The sequence below is a fragment of the Achromobacter sp. PD1 genome (assembly GCF_048541815.1).
GTDB classification, from domain to species: Bacteria; Pseudomonadota; Gammaproteobacteria; order Burkholderiales; family Burkholderiaceae_B; genus Achromobacter; species Achromobacter bronchisepticus_A.
On sequence record NZ_CP183349.1, the window covers coordinates 6,860,831 to 6,884,123 of the forward strand.

General features: G+C 66.6%; 19 protein-coding genes. 9 read left to right on the forward strand and 10 right to left on the reverse strand.

Annotated features, from left to right (window positions below; translation table 11 throughout):
- Positions 1-153: 153 nt before the first annotated feature.
- On the reverse strand, positions 154-3,660 hold the full coding sequence (locus tag ACM1PE_RS32390) for an indolepyruvate ferredoxin oxidoreductase family protein (protein WP_419342162.1): 3,507 nt from the start codon (positions 3,658-3,660) through the stop codon (positions 154-156).
- 129 nt (positions 3,661-3,789) lie between these two features.
- On the opposite strand from ACM1PE_RS32390, the gene ACM1PE_RS32395 reads away from it, so the two are divergent.
- On the forward strand, positions 3,790-4,239 hold the full coding sequence (locus tag ACM1PE_RS32395; protein ID WP_008159001.1) for an Lrp/AsnC family transcriptional regulator: 450 nt from the start codon (positions 3,790-3,792) through the stop codon (positions 4,237-4,239).
- A gap of 43 nt (positions 4,240-4,282) precedes the next feature.
- Here ACM1PE_RS32395 and ACM1PE_RS32400 read toward each other — a convergent pair whose 3' ends face one another.
- Positions 4,283-5,248 (reverse strand): Bug family tripartite tricarboxylate transporter substrate binding protein, encoded by a 966-nt coding sequence (locus tag ACM1PE_RS32400; RefSeq protein ID WP_059379048.1) that lies wholly within the window; start codon positions 5,246-5,248, stop codon positions 4,283-4,285.
- Positions 5,249-5,312: 64 nt separating this feature from the next.
- A complete protein-coding gene (locus ACM1PE_RS32405) occupies positions 5,313-6,158 on the reverse strand; it encodes an alpha/beta hydrolase (protein WP_059379047.1) in 846 nt (281 codons plus the stop codon).
- 85 nt (positions 6,159-6,243) lie between these two features.
- On the opposite strand from ACM1PE_RS32405, the gene ACM1PE_RS32410 reads away from it, so the two are divergent.
- The 3 genes from ACM1PE_RS32410 to ACM1PE_RS32420 all read left to right on the forward strand — a co-directional run bounded on the left by ACM1PE_RS32410 (position 6,244) and on the right by ACM1PE_RS32420 (position 9,136).
- A complete protein-coding gene (locus tag ACM1PE_RS32410; RefSeq protein ID WP_059379045.1) occupies positions 6,244-7,143 on the forward strand; it encodes a LysR family transcriptional regulator in 900 nt (299 codons plus the stop codon).
- A gap of 189 nt (positions 7,144-7,332) precedes the next feature.
- Positions 7,333-7,839, forward strand: a complete 507-nt coding sequence (locus ACM1PE_RS32415; protein WP_054458355.1) for a hypothetical protein — start codon at positions 7,333-7,335, stop codon at positions 7,837-7,839.
- A 97-nt stretch (positions 7,840-7,936) separates the two neighbouring features.
- Positions 7,937-9,136, forward strand: a complete 1,200-nt coding sequence (locus tag ACM1PE_RS32420) for an MFS transporter (protein ID WP_118932549.1) — start codon at positions 7,937-7,939, stop codon at positions 9,134-9,136.
- Between the two features lie 75 nt (positions 9,137-9,211).
- Here ACM1PE_RS32420 and gltX read toward each other — a convergent pair whose 3' ends face one another.
- The gene (gene gltX / locus ACM1PE_RS32425) at positions 9,212-10,618 is read right to left on the reverse strand and encodes a glutamate--tRNA ligase (protein ID WP_059372855.1); all 1,407 of its coding nucleotides are present in this window, start codon (positions 10,616-10,618) and stop codon (positions 9,212-9,214) included.
- Positions 10,619-10,738: 120 nt separating this feature from the next.
- Here gltX and ACM1PE_RS32430 point away from each other — a divergent pair, with 120 nt between their 5' ends.
- Positions 10,739-13,180: a GNAT family N-acetyltransferase gene (locus ACM1PE_RS32430; protein WP_059372856.1), complete on the forward strand. Its 2,442-nt coding sequence runs from the start codon at positions 10,739-10,741 to the stop codon at positions 13,178-13,180.
- 12 nt (positions 13,181-13,192) lie between these two features.
- Here the strand turns inward: ACM1PE_RS32430 and ACM1PE_RS32435 are convergent, their stop codons facing one another.
- The 6 genes from ACM1PE_RS32435 to yjgA form a co-directional block, all read right to left on the reverse strand.
- Positions 13,193-13,885, reverse strand: a complete 693-nt coding sequence (locus ACM1PE_RS32435) for an isochorismatase family cysteine hydrolase (RefSeq protein WP_306634297.1) — start codon at positions 13,883-13,885, stop codon at positions 13,193-13,195.
- Between the two features lie 9 nt (positions 13,886-13,894).
- Positions 13,895-14,731 carry an ABC transporter permease gene (locus tag ACM1PE_RS32440; RefSeq protein WP_059372861.1) on the reverse strand — a complete coding sequence of 279 codons (837 nt, stop codon included), beginning with the start codon at positions 14,729-14,731 and terminating at the stop codon, positions 13,895-13,897.
- A gap of 3 nt (positions 14,732-14,734) precedes the next feature.
- Positions 14,735-15,550 carry an ABC transporter ATP-binding protein gene (locus ACM1PE_RS32445; protein WP_059373042.1) on the reverse strand — a complete coding sequence of 272 codons (816 nt, stop codon included), beginning with the start codon at positions 15,548-15,550 and terminating at the stop codon, positions 14,735-14,737.
- Positions 15,550-16,554: an ABC transporter substrate-binding protein gene (locus ACM1PE_RS32450; RefSeq protein ID WP_059372863.1), complete on the reverse strand. Its 1,005-nt coding sequence runs from the start codon at positions 16,552-16,554 to the stop codon at positions 15,550-15,552. The genes ACM1PE_RS32445 and ACM1PE_RS32450 overlap by 1 nt, the downstream gene beginning before the upstream one ends.
- 336 nt (positions 16,555-16,890) lie before the next feature.
- Entirely contained in the window at positions 16,891-17,568 is a 678-nt protein-coding gene (locus ACM1PE_RS32455; protein ID WP_059372865.1) for an alpha/beta hydrolase, read from the reverse strand.
- 19 nt (positions 17,569-17,587) lie between these two features.
- A complete protein-coding gene (gene yjgA, locus ACM1PE_RS32460; protein ID WP_059372867.1) occupies positions 17,588-18,139 on the reverse strand; it encodes a ribosome biogenesis factor YjgA in 552 nt (183 codons plus the stop codon).
- Between the two features lie 58 nt (positions 18,140-18,197).
- Here yjgA and pmbA point away from each other — a divergent pair, with 58 nt between their 5' ends.
- The 4 genes from pmbA to ACM1PE_RS32480 all read left to right on the forward strand — a co-directional run bounded on the left by pmbA (position 18,198) and on the right by ACM1PE_RS32480 (position 23,293).
- Positions 18,198-19,562: a metalloprotease PmbA gene (gene pmbA, locus ACM1PE_RS32465; RefSeq protein WP_059372869.1), complete on the forward strand. Its 1,365-nt coding sequence runs from the start codon at positions 18,198-18,200 to the stop codon at positions 19,560-19,562.
- Between the two features lie 171 nt (positions 19,563-19,733).
- Positions 19,734-20,831 carry a TRAP transporter substrate-binding protein gene (locus tag ACM1PE_RS32470; RefSeq protein WP_280015917.1) on the forward strand — a complete coding sequence of 366 codons (1,098 nt, stop codon included), beginning with the start codon at positions 19,734-19,736 and terminating at the stop codon, positions 20,829-20,831.
- Positions 20,832-21,087: 256 nt separating this feature from the next.
- Positions 21,088-22,242: an ABC transporter substrate-binding protein gene (locus tag ACM1PE_RS32475; RefSeq protein WP_118932553.1), complete on the forward strand. Its 1,155-nt coding sequence runs from the start codon at positions 21,088-21,090 to the stop codon at positions 22,240-22,242.
- 169 nt (positions 22,243-22,411) lie between these two features.
- Positions 22,412-23,293 carry a branched-chain amino acid ABC transporter permease gene (locus tag ACM1PE_RS32480; protein WP_059372875.1) on the forward strand — a complete coding sequence of 294 codons (882 nt, stop codon included), beginning with the start codon at positions 22,412-22,414 and terminating at the stop codon, positions 23,291-23,293.

The window sequence follows — 23,293 nt, forward strand, 5'->3', positions numbered from 1 at the left end:
ATAGTGTAGCACCCCTCGTTGGACACTAATTCTAGTGATCGAGTACGACAGGGACAAGAAAAAAATAAGACGAAGTTCACAAAAGGTTGTTACCAAATGCACTAGGCGCGCCCAGCAAGGCGCGCCCAGGAAGGTGCCGCTCGGAGCGAATGTTTATGCGGTCTTCCGCAGGGGCATATCGCGCGGGGCAGGCGCCGTATAGGTTTGCATCAAGCGGCCCAACTCCGTCCGATACTTCTCGACGTTTGCAGCCTTCACGTGACCGAAGCCGCGGATGGTTTCTGCAAGGCCGGCGATTGTAGCCGCTTGGGCCAGCTTGTCGCGGGTCAACCCTGCCAGCAACTGGTCTATGGTCTGGCGGTACTCGCGCACCAGCTCCCGTTCCATCTTGCGCTCGGCGGTATGGCCGAAGGGATCGAACCAGGTGCCGCGCAAGCCCTTCAGGCGCGCCAGCATTTTCAGCGCGGTCATGGTGCGCGGGCCCAGCGTCATCTTGCGCGGCACGCCGGTGCGCGGGTCCTTGCGGGCGAAGATGGGCGGGGCCATGTGGAAGCGCAGGCTGTAGTCGCCTTCGAACTGGCCCTGCAACTGCGCCTGGAAGGAGGCGCCCGTGTAGAGCCGCGCGACTTCGTATTCGTCCTTGTAGGCCATGAGCTTGAACAGGCCGCGCGCGACCGCCAGCGCCAGGCGCGGCGTCTTGGCGTCGGGCGCCAATTCGCGCTCGCGCGCGGCGACGGTCTCGACCACGTCCTGGAACTGGCGGGCGTAGTCGGCGTTTTGATAGGCGGTCAGGTCTTCGACGCGGCGGGCGACGGCGCGCTCGAACGATTCGGGCACGTGCAGCTGCACGACCTGGGCGCGCGGGCGCAGCGCGCCTTCCAGCGCGTCGGGCTGGTGCGCCGCCAGACGGCCGCTGTCGAAGGCGGCACGGTTGGCGGCCACCGCTACGCCGTTGAGTTCGATGGCGCGGTTGATGGCGGCCTGCGACAGCGGCACGCCGCCGCGCTGCCAGGCATAGCCCAGCATGAACATATTGGACAGGATGCTGTCGCCGAACAGCGCCAGCGCGGCTTCGTGCGCGTCGATCGCGACGGTGTTGGACTCGCCCGCGGCGTGGCGGATCTTGGCCAGCAGCGCTTCGGGCCGCATGGCCGCGTCCGGGTTGCGGGTGAAGTCGGAGACCGGCGCGACGTAGCTGTTGACCGTGACCTGGGTGTGGCCGCGGCGCAGCGCGCCCAGCGAGTCCGGCGCCACGGAGGCGACCGGGTCGCACAGGATCGCGGCGTCGGCCTGCTGCCAGTCCAGGCGCACCGGGCCGGCGGGGGCGCCGGCGGGCGCCAGGCGGATATGGCTGACCACCGTGCCGCCTTTCTGAGCCAGGCCGGTCAGGTCCAGCACCGCGGCGGACAGGCCTTCCAGATGCGCCGCCATCGACACGATGGCGCCGATGGTGATGACGCCGGTGCCGCCCATGCCGGCGACCAGCAGGCGATAGGGATGGTCCAGCGCAGGCATGGCCGGCAGGGGCAACTGCGCGATCAGTTTCTGCAGGCGTTCCTGGTCGGCCTTGGGCGCCGCGCTTTTCTTGGGCTTGCCGCCCATCACGGAGACGAAGCTGGGGCAGAAGCCTTCGGCGCAGGAATAGTCCTTGTTGCAGCTGGACTGGTCGATGGCGCGCTTGCGGCCATAAGGCGTTTCCAGCGGCACCACCGACAGGCAGTTCGATTGCACGCCGCAGTCGCCGCAGCCTTCGCAGACGGCGCTGTTGATCAGCATGCGGCGCGCCGGGTCGGGGAACTGGTTCTTCTTGCGGCGGCGGCGCTTTTCGGCGGCACAGGTCTGGTCGTGGATCAGCACGGTCACGCCGGGGATCTCGCGCAGCTCGCGCTGCAGCGCGTCCAGTTCACGGCGGTGGTGCACCTTGATGCCGGCGCCCAGGTCCACGCCCTGATACTTCTCGGGTTCGTCGGTGGTGACGACGATGCGGGCCACGTTCTCGCCGCGCAGTTGCTGGCAGATGCTGGGCACCGAGATCGGGCCGTCGATGGGCTGGCCGCCGGTCATGGCCGTGGCGTCGTTGAACAGGATCTTGTAGGTGATGTTGGCCTTGGCGGCCACGGCCTGGCGGATGGCGAGATAGCCCGAGTGGTAATAGGTGCCTTCTCCCATGTTCTGGAAGATGTGCGGCATCTTGGTGTAGCGCGACAGGCCGATCCAGTCCACGCCTTCGCCGCCCATCTGCGTCAGGCCGCCGGTGTCGCGGTCCATCCAGGCGGCCATGTAGTGGCAGCCCACGCCGGACAGCGCCTGGCTGCCTTCCGGCACCTTGGTCGAGGTGCTGTGCGGGCAGCCCGAACAGAAGTAGGGGCGGCGGCGCATGCCGTCGGCGTCGTTGGACAGCGGCGCCTGGCACGCGAACACGGACAGGTCCGCCGCCAGCGGCAGGCCGGCGGCGCGGCTGAGCCAATTGGCCAGCGGCTGCGCCAGCAGCGAGGGGCGCAACTGGCCGGCCGAGGGCACCAGCGCTTCGCCGTCGAAGCCCTTCTTGCCGATGACGGTGGGGCGGTCCGGCAGGTTGAACAGCAGGTCCTTGATCTGGCTTTCGACCACGGCACCCTTTTCCTCGATCACGAGGATGTGTGACAGGCCGCGCGCGAATTCCAGCAGGCGTTCGCCATCCAGCGGCCAGGTCAGGCCGGGCTTGTAGATGCGCACCGGCGCATTGGCGGTGACGGTGTCCACGCCCAGGCGCGATAGCGCTTCCATGGTGTCCAGATGCGCCTTGCCCACCGTGACGATGCCGACAGTGGCCTTGGGCGCCGGACAGGTCAGGCGGTCGATGCTGTGGCGGCGCGCGAACGCGGCCACGGCCTTCATGCGCAGGTTCATGCGCGTCTCGATCGCCAGCGACAGGAAGTCGCGCGCGGAATACTCCAGCGATTCGGGCGGCATGTCCGGATCCGCCGGCATGTCGTAGCGCTGAGCAGGAGCGGGAACGAAGGAATGCCCGCATTCGATGGTTTCGGACACGGCCTTGAAGGCGACCCAGGTGCCCGAGTAGCGCGACAGGGCCCAGCCCCACAGCGCGAAGGTTTCGTATTCGTCGATGGAGGCCGGGTGCACGATGGGCATCTGCCAGCCGATCAGCGAGGCCTCGCTGGAATGCGGGATGGAGGACGAGACGGCGGTGTGGTCGTCGCCCACCACCACCAGCACGCCGCCGTTGCGCGATGCGCCCGCGGCGTTGCCGTGATGCAGGGCGTCGCCGGCGCGGTCCACGCCGGGGCCCTTGCCGTACCACATGGCGTAGACGCCATCGACGTTGCGGTCGGCGCGCACGCCGGCCTGCTGGGTGCCCATGACGGCGGTGGCCGCCATGTCTTCATTGATGGCGGGAAGGAAGGTGATCTGGTTGGCGTCCAGCGCCTTCTGCGCCTTCCACATGGCCATGTCCACGCCGCCCAGCGGCGAGCCGCGGTAGCCCGAGACGAAGCCGGCCGTGTTCAGGCCGCGTTCGCGGTCCATCCGGGCCTGGGTGAGCATGATGCGCACCAGCGCCTGGGTGCCGGTCATGAAGATGCGGCCGGAGCTGCGCGTGAGGTTGTCGGCGAGCTGGTACTCGAGGTCCAGCTGGGGTTCGGCGGCGGGGGTACCGTCCATGGTGAATACTCCTGGTTTCGGCACCATGATAGGTTCGCGAGCCATCAGGTTTATTGCGTTTTTGGATCGTGCTATCCCTATAATTCGCAATGAACGTTTCGTGTTCGACAAAAACCAGGAGACTAAGCGATGGACAAGACCGATATCGGCATCCTCAAGGCCTTGCAGGAGGACGGCCGGGCCTCGGCGCAGCAGCTTTCAGAGAAAGTGGGGCTGTCGGCCGCGCCGGTGTGGCGGCGGGTGAAGGCGATGGAGGCCAGCGGGGTGATCCAGGGGTATAGCGCCCAGGTGGACCGCAGCAAGGTGGGGCTGGGCTGCATGTTCGCGCAGATCAGCCTGGAGCGGCACTCCGCCAATACGGTCGAGAACTTCGAGCGCTCGGTGCGCGACGCGCCCGAAATCCTGGAGTGCTACGCGGTGACGGGGGATTCGGACTTCCTGCTGAAGATCCTGGTCGAAAGCCCGGAGGCCTACGATCGTTTCCTGCACCGCTTCCTGTTCAACATGCCGGGCATACGGCAGACGCGCACCATTGTCGCGCTGCGCGAAATCAAGCACGAGCAGCGCCTGCCGCTGTAGATAAACGGGCCCTCTCTATATAGATATAGGGAGGGCCGCGGATTTATTGGGGTTGGATGCCCGAGATCCGGATCCATTCCTTCCAGCGTGCGGTGTCTTCCTTCACGAAGGCGTCAAAGCGCGCCACGTCCATGGATTCCGGCGTCAGGCCCAGGGCGCGCAGCTTGCCGGCGGTGGCTTCGTCCTTCACCGCCGCCTGCATGTGGGCGTTCATTTTTTCCACGATGTCCTGCGGCGTGCCTGCCGGGGCCGACAGCCCCAGCCAGCCAGCGACGATGAAGTCCGGATAGTAGGTGGCCATGGTCGGCACGGTGGGCCAGGCCGGCTGCGGCTGGGCGCCGGTGACGGCGATGGGAATCAGCCCCTTGCCGTCGATCTGGCCCATGGCGGTCAGGTAGTCGACGAAGGCGAAGTTGATCTGCTTGCCGCGCAGGTCGGTGATGATCTGCGTGATGTTCTTGTAGGCCGCGCCGGTGATCTCGATGCCGGCGCGCTGCTTCAGCAGTTCGGACGGCACTTGCGAAGACGAGCTGTAGTAGCCGAAGAAGACCTGTCCGGGATGTTGCTTGGCGTACGCGACCAGGTCCGGCACCGTGCGGTACGGGCTGTCAGGCGACACCACGCCGACCGTGCCGAAGGTGCCCAGCATACCGACCTGGCGGAAGTCCTTTTGCGCGTCGTAGGGCAGGCTCTTGTAGAGGAACTGGTTGGCCGAGTGGGTGGAGTTGGTGGACAGCAGGAAGGTGTAGCCGTCCGCCGCCGCGTTCTTGGCCGCGTTGGTGCCGACGATGCCGCCCGCGCCGGGCCGGTCCTCGACCACCACGGTCTGGCCGGTCTTTTCGCCCAGGTACTGCGCCAGGGTGCGCGCGGTGAGGTCGGCCGCGCCGCCCGCGGCGGACGGCACGATCAGGGTCACGGGTTTCTCGGGCCAGCCGGCGGCGTGCGAGGCCGCGGCCAGCAGCAGGCCGGCGCCGATCAGGGCCGGACGGATATAACGGGGTATGAACATGGTTGTCTCCTGATGGCGCGGTTGCGCGTCGTTGTCGTTGTTGTCGTTGGTATTCGGGGGGCGATCAGTCGAACTGGCCGCGGTGCCACACCAGGATGGCGGCGGCGCTGACTTGCCACTGGTTCGCGTACATCATGCAATGCGGCTGGCCGGCAAGCACGGCGTGGGAAAAACCGAAGCGGCGCGCGATCGCCAGGTCCTGGCCGGGCGGGTGGCGGTCATGCGTGTCCAGGCCGGCTTCCAGGCACAGGCCCGGAGCGCGGATGGCGGCGGCGTCGACGGGCACGCGCAGCAGATAACGGTCGTTGAGCACTTCCGGACTTTCGGGGCACAGGCGCTGCGATACCGAGGCGACGTCGCGGTCTGGCGAGGTCGCCAGAAAGCGTGCGCGGATTTCGGCGTCGTTCGGCGCGCGGCGTGGCAGGCCTTCAGGGACGGGCGGCAGTGCTTGCGCGCCGGGCAGGTCGCCGGGCGGCGACGGCGCCAGCAGGACCACGCCCGCCACCGTCCGCTGGCTGGCGGCCAGCAGCGCGGGCAGCGCGCCCATGCTGTGGCCGATGACGACCGTGGGGCGCGCCAGCGCGTCCAGCGCGCTGACGACATCCTGGCCCAGGTCGGCGATGCCAACCGACGTAAACGCCGCGTCCTGGGGCAGGGCGCCGTGGCCGCGCAGGTCCAGCGCCGCGCAGGCCAGGCCGGCGCGGGCGAAGAAATCCAGATAGTGCGCGTAGCACCAGGCGCCGTGATAGGCGCCGGGCACGAACAGCAGGCCGGGCCTGTCGTCCTGGGGATCGGCGCCGACTATCAGGCGGCCCTGGCCGGCGAGGCGCGCGGGCAATTGGTCGATGCGGCTGAAATCCAGCGGATCGGCGCGGGTGGAAAGAGGCGGGAGCAGCGAGTCGGCATTCATGGTGCGGCCATCTTAGGTGGGCTGGTGCTATCAGAAAACTTTATTTTTCATATGATTGGATAAGTTTCACTAATCGAAGTCAGTCATGCGCCCGTTGCCTGAAATTTCCATCACGCACTACCGCCACTTCCTGCTGGTGGCCGAGCTGCGCAGCTTCCGCGCGGCCGCGGCGCGAGCCTTCCGCTCGCAGCCGGCGTTGTCGCTGTCCATCCGCGAGATGGAGCAGCGCCTGGGGCAGCCGCTGTTCGAACCAGGCAACCGCGGCACGCTCACGCGTTTCGGCCAGGACTGCCTGCCGCTGGCGCGCGAACTGGTGCAGCACCACGACCGCGTGGCGGGCGCGCTGTCGGGGCTGGCCAGCAACGAGGCCGGCACCTTGACCATGGCGTCGGTTGCCACGGTGGCCACGCACTGGCTGCCGGAACTGGTGGCGACATACCGCGAGCGCTATCCGGCGGTGGCGCTGCGCCTGTTCGACGACAACTCGGAAGGCGTGGAGCGCATGGTGCTGGCAGGGGAGGCGGAGCTGGGCGTGTGCAGCCCGGTGTCACAGGACCGGCGGCTGTCCTTCGAGCCCTTGCTGCGCGACGCCTTCGGCCTGGTTTGCCATCGCGGCCATCCGCTGGCCAGGCGCAAATCGGTGAGCTGGCGCGAGATCGAGGACCTGCCTCTGGTCGGCACCATCGCCCATCGCCAGCTCGCGGGCTATCCGCAGGCGGCCTTCATGCTGGACCGGCAGGTCTTCGTCTCCAACATGATGTCGCTTCTGGCCATGCTGGAACGCGGCGTCGGCGTCACGGTGCTGGCGCGGCTGGGCGTGCCGCCGGATTCGCGCGGCCTGGCCTTTGTGCCGCTGTCCGCCCCGCGCATCGAGCGTGAACTGGGCATCACCCGGCTGGCCGGCCGCAGCCTGTCTCCAGCCGCGGCGCGCATGGAGGAAATGCTGCGCGCGAAGGCCGCGAAACGCGGCCGCACTGTCGCTTGAAACCAACGCATTTTTGCGATTTGCGGCCATAAAACAGGCCAATTCCGGGGCCTACTGTTGCGCAATTGCACTGGTCGCGGATCGCCGTTGATTCTTCGCAAACGCCTCTTTAGAGTGCGTGATGTTTGCTGCGCGAGGGATGCGCCGGGGTGCTCGGTGCGGCGCGTCGACAGACGTGTTGAGGAAGTCATGAGCAGTGTGTATTTGCGTACGGCGGGCGTCGCCTGCGCCGTTCTGATCCTGGCCGGCTGCGCCGCCAGAAAGCCCGCCACCATCACCGAAGCCCAGCCCGCGGAACCACCCAAGCCGGTGGCCTGCGTACCCGCCAAGGCCGGCGATCCCATGATAGGCACCTGGCTGTCGAACAGCCGCCCGCGCGACGTCAGCGGCGATCTGCAATCGCTGATCGTGCTGTCCGCCGATGGCACCATGGCCTATGAATCCCTGCTGAAGATCGGCCGCAAGACGCGTCCCGCGTTGCGCGAGACCGGCTGCTGGAGCGTGGCGGACGGCATCTACACGATGCAGACCACCAAGTCCGCCGGCGAACTGGTGGACGCCAACGATCCGATCTACCTGAACCGCTACCGCGTCGAAAAGGTCGAGAAGACCCGCCTGACGATGCGCGAACTGAAAAACGGCGGCCAGGTCATGACCGCGCGCCGCATGCCCACGGGCTATCGCCTGCCCTATTGAGCGTTGCGCGGGGCGGACATTCCGCCCCGCGACAAAGCCAAGATGGCCGGGCTGCGGTAAGGTGCGGTCTTCACCCATCGCCCGCAGCCGGTCATCCATGCCTGCCCTGTCCTCCGAAGCGCGCGCCATCGCGCTGCTTGCCCTGGCCGCTTTCGTCAGCGCCAGCGCCTTCCGCATCTGTGATCCCATGTTGCCGCAGCTCGCGGCGGAATTCGGCACCACCACGGGCCAGGCCGCGCGCGCCGTGACCGCGTTCGCCGTGGCCTACGGCGTGTTGCAGATGTTCTTCGGTCCCCTGGGCGACCGCTACGGCAAGTACCGCGTCGTCAGCATCGCGACCTTTGCCTGCGCGCTGGGCAGCGCGGGCGCGGTGGCCGCAGGGTCGCTGGACGTGCTGGTGTTCTGCCGCGTCCTGTCGGGCGCGGCGGGGGCGGGCATCGTGCCGTTGTCGATGGCCTGGATCGGCGACAACGTTCCTTATGAACGCCGCCAGGCCACCTTGGCGCGCTTCCTGACCGGGACCATTCTCGGCATGTCGGCGGGCCAGCTGGCCGGCGGCCTGTTTGCCGACACGGTGGGCTGGCGCTGGGCATTTGCCGCGCTGGTCTGCGGCTACCTGATAGTGGGCGTGCTGCTGTTGCTGGAAGTGCGCCGCCAGCAGGCCTCGGGCCTGGGCCAGGTGGACCCGGGCGCGGTGCGCCAGGGCTTCGTGGCGCAGGCGCGGCTGGTGCTGGGCACACCCTGGGCGCGCATCGTGCTGGCGACGGTATTCGTCGAAGGCCTGCTGGTTTTCGGCGCACTGGCCTTCGCGCCTTCCTACCTGCACGAACGCTTCGATATCTCGCTGACCGCCGCGGGCGCGCTGGTGGCCGTGTATGCCGTGGGCGGCTTGCTGTATACGGTAGTGGCCGGCCGCATCCTGAAACGCCTGGGCGAACGCGGCCTGGCGATCGCCGGCGGACTGGTACTGGGCGTGGCGTTCCTGTCGTATTTGCTAGGTCCCGTTTGGATGTGGAGCTTGCTGGCCAGCGTGCTGGCCGGTTTCGGCTACTACCTGCTGCATGCCACCTTGCAGACGAATGCGACACAGATGGTGCCGTCGGCGCGCGGCACGGCGGTGGCGTGGTTCGCATCCTGCCTGTTCATGGGCCAGGCGGTGGGCGTGGCCGTGGCGGGCGCGGTGGTCGACGAGATCGGGCCGGGCGCGCTGTTCGGCGGCTCGGCGGCGTTGTTGCCCTTGCTGGGGGCGTTCTTCGCGCGTGCATTGAAGGTGCGCGCGGCCATCCAGCAAGCCTGAGGGAACGGCTGAAAACACCGCGGGCCTTGCTCATCCTGGAATGAGCAAGGCCCGCGGTGTTTTTGGGACAGGCGCTTAGATTGCGGCCAGGCGCTTGAGCACGGTCTGCTTGCCCAGCAGGGCCAGCACGGCGTCCACGGCCGGGGTCTGGGTCTGGCCGGTGACGGCGACGCGCAGGGGGATGGCGAGCTGCGGCATCTTCATGCCGCGGTCGGCCAGCACGGCCTTGATCAGGGCGGACAGGGCTTCGCGGGTCCAGTCGGCGTCCTGGGCGCGCTGCGCGAAGTCGGCCAGCGCTTCGCGCGCGGGCGCGGTCAGGTGCTGCTCGGCCAGCTCGGCGGGCGCGCCCTTGAATTCGGCGCAGAACAGCATGGCGCCGTCGGCAAGCTGCTCCAGCGTTTCAGCGCGGTCCTTCAAGAGGCCCATGACGCCCGGCAGGTCGATCTTTTCCGGATGGCCGCCGCGGTTCGCCACGCGCGGCGCCACGCGCTCGGCCAGTTCGGCGTTGTCCATCTGCTTGATGTAGTGGGCGTTGACCCAGTTCAGCTTCTTCGGATCCCACTGCGAGGCCGACTTCGACAGGTGCTTGGTGTCGAACCACGACACCAGCTGGTCGCGCGAGAAGAGCTCGTCGTCGCCGTGGCTCCAGCCCAGGCGCGCCAGGTAGTTGACCATGGCTTCCGGCAGATAGCCTTCGTTGTCGTACTCCATGACGTTGACGGCGCCGTGGCGCTTGGACAGCTTTTCGCCGTCCGGACCCAGGATCATGGGTACATGGCCGTACTCGGGCAGCGTGGCGCCCAGCGCACGCAGGATGTTGATCTGGCGCGGGGTGTTGTTGACGTGGTCATCGCCGCGCAGCACATGGGTGATGCCCATGTCCCAGTCGTCGACCACGACGCAGAAGTTGTAGGTGGGCGTGCCGTCCGGGCGCGCGATGATCAGGTCGTCGAGTTCGGTGTTGTCGAAGCTGATGGTGCCCTTGACCATGTCGTTCCAGGAGGTCGCGCCTTCCTGCGGGTTCTTGAAGCGCACCACGGGCTTGCGGCCTTCCGGGATGGCCGGCAGGGTCTTGCCGGGTTCGGGGCGCCAGGTGCCGTCGTAGCGCGGCTTGTCGCCGCGGGCGCGGGCGGCTTCGCGCATGGCTTCCACTTCCTCGGGCGAGCTGTAGCAGTGGTAGGCGGTGCCGGCGGCCAGCATCTGCGCGACCACTTCGCGGTAGCGGTCCATGCGCTGCATCTGATAGAAGGGGCCTTCATCGGGCTGCATGCCCAGCCAGTCCATGCTGTCCAGGATGGCCTGCACCGCTTCCGGCGTGGAACGTTCGACGTCCGTGTCTTCGATGCGCAGCACGAAGGTGCCCTTGTGATGGCGCGCGAAGGCCCAGGAGAACAGCGCGGTGCGGGCGCCGCCCAGATGCAGGAAGCCCGTGGGCGAAGGCGCGAAACGGGTACGAATGGGGGTAGAGGCGTTGGAAGTCATAGGTGGCAATGATAGCGGCTGCGGCGCCACAAATCGGCGTCAGGCTGGGCCCATGTCAATCGTAGGGCAGGGTTGTCTTGTTACGATGAGGGGTATTTTAGATTAGGGCCTGCTAACACCATGTTGCGACACGCTCTCGCCCCGATGTTCGAGCCCGCCTCGCTGGTGATCGTCGCCGACCGGCCGCTGCCGGCGGCGGCCTCGTTGCCGCCCGCGCTCAAGGGCAAGACCACGGTGGTGGCCTGCGAAGTCGGCGCCGCGCCGGACCTGCCGGACACGCTGCAGGGCCTGGCCCAGGGCGAACGGCCTGATCTGGCCCTGGTTTGCGTTTCGCCCGCCGTCCTGCCGGAAACGCTGCGCCGGCTGTCGCCGCTGGCGCCGCGCTCGGTAATCCTGCTGCCGCACGAACTGCCCGACCCGTATCCGCGCGGCACGCTGGCGCTGTGCCGCGCCTGGGCCGAGGAAAACCGTTGCGAATTGCTCGGTCCGCGCTCTTTCGGCGCACAGCGGCCGCACGCCGGCCTGAACCTGAGCCAGCACCCCGTGCTGGCGCGCGCCGGCCGCGTGGCGCTGCTGGCGCAGTCGCGCTCCATCATGGCCGCGGTCATGGACTGGGCCGAGGATGTGCACATCGGCTTTTCCACCGCCGTGTCGCTGGGCGACGAGGCGGTGGTGGGCCTGTCCAAGGTGCTGGACTACCTTGCCAGCGATCCGCGCACGGACAGCATCGTGCTCTATCTGGAAGACGTGGGTCCGGCCCGCGAATTCATGAGCACCTTGCGCGCCGCGGCCTCGATCAAGCCCGTGATCGTGCTGAAGGCCGGCCGCGCGGATACCGACAGCGCCGACGCCATCTTCGACGCCGCCTTGCGCCGCGCCGGCGCGGTCCGCGTGCGCTACTTCGTGCAGCTGTTCTCGGCGGTCAAGGTGCTGGGCTACACGCGCCGTCCCAAGGGCCGGCGCGTGGCGCTGATCTCCAACGGCAGCGGGCCTCCCCAACTGGCCATGGACCTGATCGGTCCCGACGCCGCCGTGCTGCGCGCGGAGCTCGCGCCCGCGACCCAGCGGACGCTGGCGGCCATGCTGGAGCCCGACGCCGCCACCGCCAATCCCGTCATCACCTTCACGCCGCTGACCCCGGAGCGCATCCGCGCCATGCTGGACGCGGTGCTGGACGATGCCGGCGTGGACGGCGTGCTGGTGCTGCTGGCGCCCGACGCGCTGGCCGACATGCAGGCGGTGGCGCGCGAACTGGCGCAGATCGCGCCGAAGGCGAAAAAGCCGGTCGTCACCTGCTTCATGGGCGACGCCGGCATGCGGCCGCTGCGGCGCATGCTGGATGACGCGGGGACCTCGGCTTTCCGCACGCCCGAATCGGCCGCCGACGCTTTCGGCGTGCTGGCGACCCATCACTACAACCAGCAGCTATTGTTGCAGACGCAGCCGCCGGAGCCGGCCAGCCACGTGCCGGACCTGGCCGCCGCGCGCGAGATCCTGGCGCGCGTGCGCGCCGAATGCCGGCGCGAACTGAATACCTCCGAAATCCGCAGCCTGCTGGCGCTGTTCTACGTGCCGCTGCGCGACACGCCGATGGACGTGGCGGCTGCAGAGCCGGAGTCCCGCCCCATGGCGATCCGGGTGCGGCGCGACCCGCAGTTCGGCCCTGTCATCCGCTTCGGCGCGGGCGGCCCGGACGCGGTGCTGTCGCAATCCGACCGCGGCGTCGACCTGCCGCCGCTCAACGGCTTCCTGGCCCGCCAACTGATCGAACGCAGCCGGCTGTGGCGCCGCGTGCTGGCGCCGCGCATCGGCCACATGGCCGCCGAGGCCTTGCAGCAGGCGGTAGTGCTGGTGTCCGAGCTGGTGTCGGAGTTGCCGGATATCGAATCCCTGGACATCGATCCGCTATACGCCGGCGAAACCCATCTGCGCGCCGGCGGGCTGCGCATGACGCTGACCGAGAAGCCCGGCTGCGCAACGCCGCAGACCGCGGGCTACCCGCACATGGCGATCCACCCGTATCCGGCCCGGCTGGTGCAGGTGCGCCGCTTCGCCGACGGCATCCCCTGGGTGTTGCGTCCCATCCGCCCCGAGGATGCCGAACCGCTGCAGGAATTCATCCGCGGCCTGTCCGAGCGTTCGCGCTACATGCGCTTCGTGTCCATGATGCGCGAGCTGACCCCGCGCATGGTGTCGCGCTACACGCAGGTGGACTACCACCGCGAGCTGGCCCTGGTGGCCGCCACGCAGGTGCCCAACCCCGCCAACCGCGGCCATCCGCGCGAGGTGCTGGTGGGCTTCGCGCATTACCTGCGCAACCCCGACGGCAGGGGGGCCGAGTACGCCCTGGTGATCGGCGACGACTGGCAACGCCGCGGCCTGGGCCGCCAGCTGATGTCGGCGCTGATCGACGCGGCGCGCGAGCAGGGGCTGGAATACATCGACGGCCTGGTGTTGTCGACCAACCGGCCCATGCTGTCGCTGATGACCAGCCTGGGCTTCACCAACGACGCGGATCCGGAAGACCCGACGATGCGCCGGGTCTGGTTGAACCTGTCCTGATATCAGGCCTGTTCAGGCGGTCTTCCTGACTGCCTGGGCGGGCTTGAGCCGCGCGATCGATTCGTCCACCGACAGCACGTCACCGAAGAACAGCATCCAGCCGTGCAGCGCGTGTTCATGCTCGGCGGGCGTGACGGCGGCCAGCGCGTCGTCCACCATGATGGTGCGGAAGTCCCGCATCATCGCGTCGCGCGCGGTGGATTCGCAGCACACATTGGTGACGGTGCCGGCGATCAGCAGCGTGTCCACGCCGCGCCCGCGCAACAGCGGCTCCAGTTCGGACGACCCCGGCGCCATCGCGCTGTAGAAGCGCTTGGTCACGCGCAGGTCGGTGTCGTGCGCATGCAGGTCCTGATGCAGCGCATACCCCGGAGCATCGCGGCGCAGCGTTTCCAGACGCCTGGCGCTGCGCTCCGGCGTCAGCATCACGCCGTGATGGTGCGACCAGAACGAGTCGGCGTTATCGGAGGCGGTCTGCACCCACACGATGGTGCCGCCGGCGGCGCGCACCGCGTCGCACAGGCGGTTGATGGGGGCGATGATCTCGCGCGCCGGCGCGCATTCGCCCTGGTAGCCGGGCAGCGTGAAGTACTGCTGCATGTCCACCACCACCACCGCGAGGCGCGCGGCGGGCAGCTCGTCATAGGGGTGCAGGCGGCCCTGGCGGGCGATCACGCGATCCTTTACCCATTGCGGAAATTCCATGGCGGTTCCTTATCCGTAGCGCCGCGCGATCGCGGCTTCGATGCGGTAGACGATCAGGTACATCACGCTGGAGATCAGGGCCAGGATGGCGATGGCGGTCATGACGATGTTCAGCTTGAACACCTGGCTGCCGTTCATGATGAGAAAGCCCAGGCCGGAATCCGCCGACTGGAACTCGCCCACGATCACCCCCACCAGCGCCAGGCCGATGTTCATCTTCACCGCCGCGATCAGCGTGGGCACGCTGCCCGGCAGCACCACCTTGGTCAGCACCTGCCAGCGGCTGGCGCCGAAGGTGTGGGCGAGCTTCACCTTGTTCAGGTCTATGCCGCGAAACCCCGCATACACCACCATGATGGTCACGAACACCGCGATCGCCACGGCCATGCCGTACACCGCGTAGTCCGAACCCAGCCACAGGTAGAAGATCGGCACGAAGGCGATCTTGGGCATGGCGTTGGCCACCACCAGGAAGGGGTCCAGCACCTTGTACAGGAAGTCCGACCACCACAGCGCAGCCGCCACCACGATGCCGATCGCCATGCTCAGGCCGAAGCCCACCAGCGTGGCGCTCAGCGTGGTCATGATGTGCTTGCCCAGGTTGCCGTTGTTCCAGAGCTCGATGAAGGTTGGCCACAGCGCGCTGGGGTAGCTGGTCAGGAGCGGGTTGAGGATGTGCATGCGCGGCAGGATTTCCCAGGCGCACAGGAACACGGCCAAGAGCAGCGCCTGCGCGATGCGGATGTGCCGGCGGCGGGCGCGGTCGCGCCGCAGGTAGTTCAGGTACTTCTCGCTGGGCGCGCGCACGGCGCGCAGCGGAACGGTGTTGGCGACGGGCGCGTTCATGGGTCAACCCTCCACGTGGACATCGAGCTCGTCCCACAGCTGTTTGAAGTAGGTATTGAATTCTGGCCGCGAGCGCGCCTGGAACGGCGTGGGCCGGGCCTGGCCGTCGCCGTAATGGATGCGGTACTGGCTCTTGAGGCGGCCGGGCCGGCGCGACAGCACGATCACGCGGTCCGTCATGGCGATGGCTTCGCCGATGTCGTGCGTCACCAGCACCACGGTCTTGCCTTCGCGCCGCAGGATGTCCACCACTTCGTCGGAGATTGCCAGCCGGGTCTGCGAATCCAGCGCCGAGAAGGGCTCGTCCAGCAGGATCACGTCCGGCTCGGTGACCAGGGTGCGGGCCAGCGCGGCGCGCTGCCGCATGCCGCCCGACAACTGGCGCGGCGTGTGCGACAGGAAGGCGCCCAGTCCGCATTTCTCCAGCAGATGCACGGCGCGCGCCTCGCTGCGCGCATCGCGCCGGCCCTGGATCTCCGCGCCCAGCATGACGTTGTCGAGGATGGTGCGCCATTCGAACAGGTAGTCCTGCTGCAGCATGTAGCCGATGCGCGGATTGGGCTTGGTCACGGCCTGGCCGTCTATCATCACGGCCCCCGAGGTCGGCGGAATCAGGCCGGCGATCAGCGACAGCAGTGTGCTCTTGCCGCAGCCGCTTTGCCCGATCAGGCTGACGAATTCGCCCGCCGCCAGCGTGAACGACACGTTCGACAGCGCCTCCGTCTCGCCTTCCTGGGTGAAATAGGAAAGACAGACCTCGCGCAGTTCGATCTTCGCCGTGGCGGTGTCCGGCTTCAGGTTGTGGACGACGGCGCCCATCATTGGGCCTTCTTCGCGAAGTCGGTCACCACCACGTCCTCGTACTTCACGCGGGCGTTGTCCTTCATGACCGCACTGGCGATCAGCATGTCCTGCAACTGGTTCATGGCTTCGGCCGTCACCAGCGGCGTGGTCTTCCAGATCTGGTACTTCTTGTAGCGCTCGATGGCCTCTGTCACCGCAGCCTGGTCCATGCCGGGGAAGTACGTCATGATCTGCGGCGTCAGCGTGGCCGCGGGCGTGTCCTTCACGTATTTTTCGGCGCGCGCCACCACGTCGGTCCAGGCCTGGATGACCTTGGGGTTGTCGCGGATGTACTTGTCGGTGGCGGTGAAGACCGTGTAGTCCACCTGGCCGACTTCGTGGCCCACCGAGGCGACGATGTAGCCCTTGCCGTTGCGCACCAATTCGCCGGCCTCGGGTTCAAGAAAAATGCCATATTCGCCCTGGCCGGCCATCCAGGCGCCCGCGCGCGCGGGAATGCCGATGTTGTTCAGCAGCTTCACGTCCTTTTGGGGATCCACGCCATGCTTGCGCAGCGCCGTTTCCAGGAACACGATGGGATTGGAGCCCGGCCGGAAGCCGATGACCTCCTTGCCCTTGAGCATGGACCAGTCGAACTTCTCCACCGGCTTGCGCGCCAAAAGGAAGAATCCGTCGGTGGCGGTCAGCCCGGCGAAGATCTTGGGCTTGACCGGCGATTCGCTGTTGTGGACGTAGATGGACGCCTCGGGCCCGATCAGCACGATGTCGGCGCTGCCGGACAGCAGGGCGGTCATGCCCTTGTCGGTGCCTTGCGAGGTCTTCATGGACACGTCCAGGCCCGCGTCCTTGAAATAGCCCTGCGACAGGGCCACGTACTTGGGTACGTAAAGAATGGATCGCACCACTTCTTCGTAGCGGACCTTCACCGGGGGATTGAGGGCTTCGGCCTGGGCGGCCAAGGGGGCGAACAGCGCGAGCAGCGCCGCAGCCGCCAGACGGGGCGATGGCAAGGATTTCACGGGACTTTCTCCTGCGTCTTGAATGCCACGCCGAAACCCGGCGCGACACGGCCAATGGGATGGATCGACAACAACAACAGGGAAGCCCGAACTGCTCGCCCGGGCCGGTAAGGCTTGGATCGAATACTATATTCAATACAAATAGGCGACAAGCTTTTTGCAGTTGGCGTTTTTCTCTATGGACGAGAGAAAGTCAGCCCAGGAAAATTCCAGGCTGGAATACCACTTGGTATACAAAATGAAATCGCAGGCCGCCAGGGCCTGCGAGCGGGCGGGCAGGGCGCAGGACGCCCATCTGCCGCGATCAGGGCCGCCGGGCGCGGCCCTGCATGGTCCTCAGACCAGAACCTGGTTCAGGAACTTGGAGATATCCGCCACTTCCTCGGCGCAGACCGAGTGCGGCATCGGGTAGGTGTGCCATTGCACGTCGTAGCCCAGCCGCCGCAGCTCGGCCAGCGAGGCCTGGGCGCGCGGCAGCGACACCACCGGGTCGTACTGGCCATGGGCCAGGAAGATGGGCGTGTCCTGGTTGGCGCTGTTGCGCTCGGCTTCGGCCGTATCCAGCAGCGGCAGATAGCCCGACAGGCCCATCATGCCCGCCAGCTTTTCCGGCAGGCGGATGCCGGTGTGCAGGGTCATGGCGCAGCCCTGCGAAAAGCCTGCCAGCACGATCTTCGAGGTCGGGATGCCGCGCGCGTTCTCGCGTGCGATCAGCTTGTGGATCGCGGCTTCGGAGGCGCGGATGCCGCGGGCGTCCTCGACGCGTACCAGGTCCATGACCAGGATGTCGTACCAGGAGCGCATCGACATGCCGTTATTGATCGTCACGCGCTGCACCGGCGCGTTCGGGAACACGAAGCGCACCGACGCGCCGGCCGGCAGGTCCAGCTCCGGCACGATGGGCGCGAAGTCGTTGCCGTCGGCGCCCAGGCCATGCAGCCAGATCACGGCGTGCGTGGGATTGGGGGCGGTTTCGATCTCGATGCAATCGAGCAGGTCGGTCGGAGCGTTCATGGACGGCGGGCGATGAAAATCAAAGGGTAAGGGTCTTCAGGGCCTGGAACAGCGCGCGGTAGTGCTTCTTCTGCGGTTCCTGGCCTTGCAGCAGGGCGGCGTTGGCCAGCTTTTCCTTGCGGGCGGCGCGGATCAGCGCGCGCAGCTGCTGCACGTCGGCTTGCGGATTGCTGTTGAGCAGCTTGGTCAGGGCCTCGTCGTCGTCCAGCAGGCGGTCGCGCAGCGTCTCCAGCCGGTGCATGGCGGCGGTTTCCTCGCGCGAGCCGTTTTCCCAGACGTCGAGCTGGGCGCGGATCTCGTCGGCGGGCGCGTCGCGCATCAGCTTGCCCACGAAGTGAACCTGGCGCCGCTTGCCCTCGCGCCCGGTGGTGCGCTGCGCCGTGCGGATCGCCTCATAGAGACGCTCGGCCAGCGGCAATTGCTTGAGGCGTTCGGGGGACAGTTCGATCAGCTGCTTGCCCAGGTCCAGCAGCGCGTGCATTTCGCGCTTGACCTGGGACTTGCTGGGACGGTCGTAGCCGTTCTCGTCGTAACCGTCGTCGACGGATTCTTCTTCAATATGGGAATTCATGGAAAACTGCGCAATGACAGACTTGGCTATGATAACCGTCTCTGCAAATTGGACAGCAATGGTTAAAACCTCCTCATCCTTGCCGCTGGCGGCGAATCACGCGCGTTTTTCTGAACTCGTCGAACAAACCCTCGCCTATGCGCGCCAGATCGGCGCCTCCGACGCAGCGGCGGAAGTCTCGGAAAGCCTGGGCCTGTCGGTCTCCGTACGCAAGAACGACATCGAAACCGTCGAACAGACCCGCGACCGTTCGCTGGACCTGACGGTCTACGCCGGCCAGAGCCGCGGCTCCGCTTCCACCTCCGACTTTTCCGAAGCGGCGCTGCGCCAGACGGTCGAAGCCGCCTGGCACATCGCGCGCCATACCGCCGCCGATCCGGCCGCCGGCCTGCCCGACGCCGACCAGCTGGCCACCGAATTCCCCGACCTGGACCTGCACCGCGCCTGGGGCGTGTCCACCGAAGAAGCCGCCGAGCTGGCGCTGCGCGCCGAGCGCGCCGCCCGCGAGGTCGATCCGCGCATCACCAATACCGATGGCGCCACCGTGGGCACCTACGAAGGCCAGTTCGTGATGGGCAACACGCGCGGCTTCCTGGGCGGCTACCCGTACTCGCGCCACAGCCTGTCGGTCGCGCCCATCGCCGGCCGCGGCAACGGCATGCAGCGCGACTACTGGTACAGCTCCGAACGCGATCCGGCCAAGCTGGCTTCGCCCGAAGCCATCGGCCGCTACGCCGCCGAGCGCACGCTGTCGCGGCTGTCGGCCCGCCGCATCCGCACCGGCAAGTTCCCCGTCCTGTTCGAAGCGCCCCTGGCGTTGGGGCTGGTGGGCGCCTTGACCCAGGCCGCCAACGGCGGCGCGTTGTACCGCAAGGCCAGCTTCCTGCTGGACGCGCTGGGCAAGCCCATCTTCCCCGAACACATCAACCTGACCGAAGATCCGCACATCCGCGGCGCGATGGGCAGTTCGCCCTTCGACGACGAAGGCGTGCGCACGCGCCGCCGCAGCGTGGTGTCGGCCGGGGTGCTGGAAGGCTATTTCCTGTCGTCCTACACCGCTCGCAAATTGGGCATGACCACCACCGGCAATGCCGGCGGTTCGCATAACCTGGTGTTCAGCTCCACCCAGACCCGCCGCGGCGACGACTTCGAAGCCATGCTCAAGAAGATGGGCACGGGCTTTCTCGTCACGGAGCTGATCGGCCAGGGTGTCAACTACGTCACCGGCGACTACTCGCGCGGCGCGTTCGGCTACTGGGTGGAAAACGGCCAGATCCAGCACGCGGTGCAGGAAATCACCATTGCCGGCAATCTGGCCGATATGTTCAAGCAGATCGTGGCGGTCGGTGCCGACACGATTTCGCGCGGCACCAAGACCACCGGCTCGATCCTGATCGAGCAGATGGCGATCGCCGGAATCTGATCCTGCGTATTGGCCGCGGCATGATGCGCCGCGGCCGCCACGCAGACCCGGCAGTCGTTCCGGTCTTTGCAATCCCTTACCTGATAGTGTGGCCAGGCAGGCCGATATCAGCGTGTAATATCCGCCGGGTATCGCTTGATGTCCCAGGTGTTGCTGTAAAGGAGCAAAGAGATGCAAAGACGTTCGTTCTTGAAGCACGCCGGTCTCGGCGCTGTCGCCACCGGAGCCGCCGTCAGCGCGCCCGCGTTCGCGCAGGACATGCCCTCATTGAGCTGGCGCCTGTCTTCCGGCTTCCCCAGCACCCTGGATCTGCGCATTGGCGCTGGCGAAAGCTTCTGCAAGTTCGTCTCTGAAGCCACGGGCGGAAAGTTCAACATCCGCCATTTCCCCGAGGGCGAGATCGTGCCCGCCGCGGACCTGATGGAAGCGGTCTCCACCAAGAAGGTGGAATGCGGCCATGCCTCGTCCCGCGCCTACTACGCCAAGAACCCCGTCTTCTGCTTCGACGCCGCAGTGCCCTTCGGCCTGAACGCCAGGCAGATGAACGCCTGGATGAACGAAGGCGGCGGCCTGCGGCTGACCCGCGAACTCTTCAAGCCTGAAAAAATCATCAACTTTCCGCTGGGCAACACCGGCGCCCAGATGGGCGGCTGGTACACCAAGGAAATCAAGCGCGCCGGCGACCTGAAAGACCTGAAAATGCGGGTGGGCGGCCTGGCCGGCGACGTGCTGGCCAAGCTCGGCGTGGCGCCGCAGCAGGCCGATCCCGCCAAGCTGGCCGAGGCCTTCGAGAAAGACGGCCTGCAGGCGGTGGCGGGCGCGGGCCCCTACGATGACGACAAGCTCGGTCTTAATAAGGTTGCTAAGTATTACTACGCACCCGGGTGGTGGGCGCCCGGCGAACAGCTGTCGCTGTATATCAACGACGAAGCCTGGAATGCGTTGCCCAAGAACTACCAGGCCGTGGTGGACGCGGCCGCCCAGGCCGCGCATGCCGCCGCCATCGCCCGCTACGATGCCCGCAACGCGGCCGCGCTGGCCCAATTGACGGCAAACGGCGCTCAAATCCGTACATTCCCGCGGTCCATCATGGACCTGGCGTTCGAGGCCACGCAGCAGCTCTATAAGGACTTGGGCGCCAAAGACCCCAGATTCAAGGCGATGCACGATAGTTACATGGGTTTTCGCGACAGCGAAATGCCATGGTTCCGTCTGACCGAAAGCGCCTACGACCAATACCTGGGCGTAGCGCTATCGGCCAGAACGTAGGACACTTACGCCTGCCGAATAACATTCGGCCGGCGTTAGGGTTTTTGCTAGTAACCACACGTTTTTTACAAAAAAATGGGCGGTTTGTAGGCTTTTGTTGAATGGCGTTCGAGTAGCCGCCTGATACAAAGGAGTAATATCCCGGGTCTTGACGCGCAAACATGGCGCCTTTAGGCGGCATCCGACGTCAATCCGGCAGGATTACATCAGCCCGGATTACCAATATTCCGAGACAGACTTTAAGGTGGTAACAACCATGCAATCCAAGACCAAGAAGCTGCTGGCCGCGCTGATCGCTGCCGGTATCGTCCCGGCTGCCCATGCGGCCGACATCAAGATCGGCGTGGCCGAAGCCCTGTCGGGCGGCGCTGCCCAGTACGGCGTGTCGATCCGCAATGGTTTCCAGCTGGCCGCTGATGAAATCAACGCCGCCGGCGGCATCAACGGCAACAAGATCGTGCTCGTGGTCGAGGACGAACAAGGCAAGAAAGAAGAAGCGATCAACGTCTTCAAGAAGCTGATCTTCAAGGACAACGTCCTGATGGTCTTCGGCCCGACGCTGTCGAACTCGGCCCAGGCCGCCGACCCCATCGCCCAGGCCGCCAAGACGGTCGCCTTCGGCACCTCCAATACCGCCGACGGCATCACCTCCATCGGCAACTACGTGTTCCGCAACTCGGTCACCGAAGCCGACGTGCTGCCGGCCACCATCTCCACCGTCAAGGCCAAGACCGGCCTGAAGAACGTGGCGGTGCTCTACGGCAACGACGACGTCTTCACCAAGAGCGGCTACGACAACTTCAAGAAGGCCCTGGAAGACCAGAAGATCCCGGTCACGACGACCGAAACGTTCGCCAAGGGCGACGTGGACTTCAAGGCCCAGCTGACCAAGATCAAGGGCACCAACCCCGACGCCATCGTGCTGTCCGCACTGCTGGCCGAAGGCGCTCCGATCATGGTGCAGGCCCGCCAACTGGGCCTGAACGTGCCCGTCATCGGCGGCAACGGCATGAACTCGGTCAAGATTTTCGACCTGGCCCCTGGCGGCGCGTCGAACAATCTGTGGATCGGCAGCCCCTGGTCGATCGAGAACAAGGCCCCCGAGAACGTCAAGTTCATCGACGCCTACAAGGCCAAGTTCAACGGCGCGCCCGACCAGTTCGCGGCCCAGTCGTATGACGCCATGTACATCGCGGCCCAGGCCCTGAAGAACGTCAAGATCTCGGGCGACCTGCCCAAGGATCGCGCAGCCCTGCGCGACGCGCTGCCCGCGGTCACCTGGACCGGCGCCACTGGCCCGTTCAAGTTCCGTCAGGCCAACGACCGCGCCGGCAAGCCCGCCGGCTACGATGCCGACCAGGCTCCCATCGTCAGCGTGACGAAGGACGGCAAGTACGTCATCGAAAAGTAAGCGCTGCGCATCCCCGCGCGGGGGGATGCGCCTTGCGGGCGGCTGAGCCGTCCGCAAGGCGCTTTTTATCGCAGGGCCGTCACCCTAAAAGAAATGCCTCCCCGCCGGGAGGCTCAAGGCCATGCAGTGGGCGCTGCATGGGGCCCTCACAGCTTTGGAAAGTCCCATCATGTTCGAACAACAATTCGTCAATGCCTTGTCGCTGGGCTGTGTGTATGCACTGTTCGCGCTGGGCTTCACGCTGATCTTCGGCGTGCTCGGGGTGATCAACCTGGCGCATGGCGCCGTCTTCATGGTTGGCGCCTACGCGGCACTGTTCGTGGTGCAGCAATTCAGCCTGCCCTTGTGGGCCGGCCTGATGGCAGCGTTCTTCGTCGCCGGCTTCACCGGGGTCATCATCGACTACCTGGTGCTCAAGCCGCTGCGCAAGCGCAACGCGCCTCACCTGATCCCCATGATCGCCACCATCGGCGTGGGCATCATCCTGAACAACACCGCCCAGAGCATCTTTGGCGCGAGCAACCTGCGCTTCCCGCACGGCACCGTGCCCGAGGAAGTGATCGAGGTCGCCGGCCTGCACCTGACCGTCATTGAACTGGGCATCATCTTCCTGTCTTTCGCGCTGATGGCCGTGCTGATGTACGTCATGCGCCGCACGCAATTCGGCCGCGCCCTGCGCGCCATCGCCGAATCGCCCAAGGCCGCGTGGCTGCTGGGCATCAACGTCGAAAAACTGTTCGTCACCACTTCGTTCGCCGCGGCCGCCCTGGGCGGCGTGGCCGGCGTGCTGATCGGGCTGTACTCCAACGCGCTGTTCCCCCTGATGGGCCAGCCGATGCTGCACAAGGGCATCGCGGTCATCATCCTGGGCGGCATGGGCGACATCCGCGGCGCCATGCTGGGCGGCCTGTTCCTGGGCTTCGCCGAGGTGCTGTCGGTGGCCTACATCGGCTCCACCATGCGCGATGCGGTGGCTTTCGGCCTGCTGTTCCTGATCCTGCTGGTGCGCCCGCAAGGTCTGTTCGGCAAAGTGGTTCAACGCAAGGCTTAA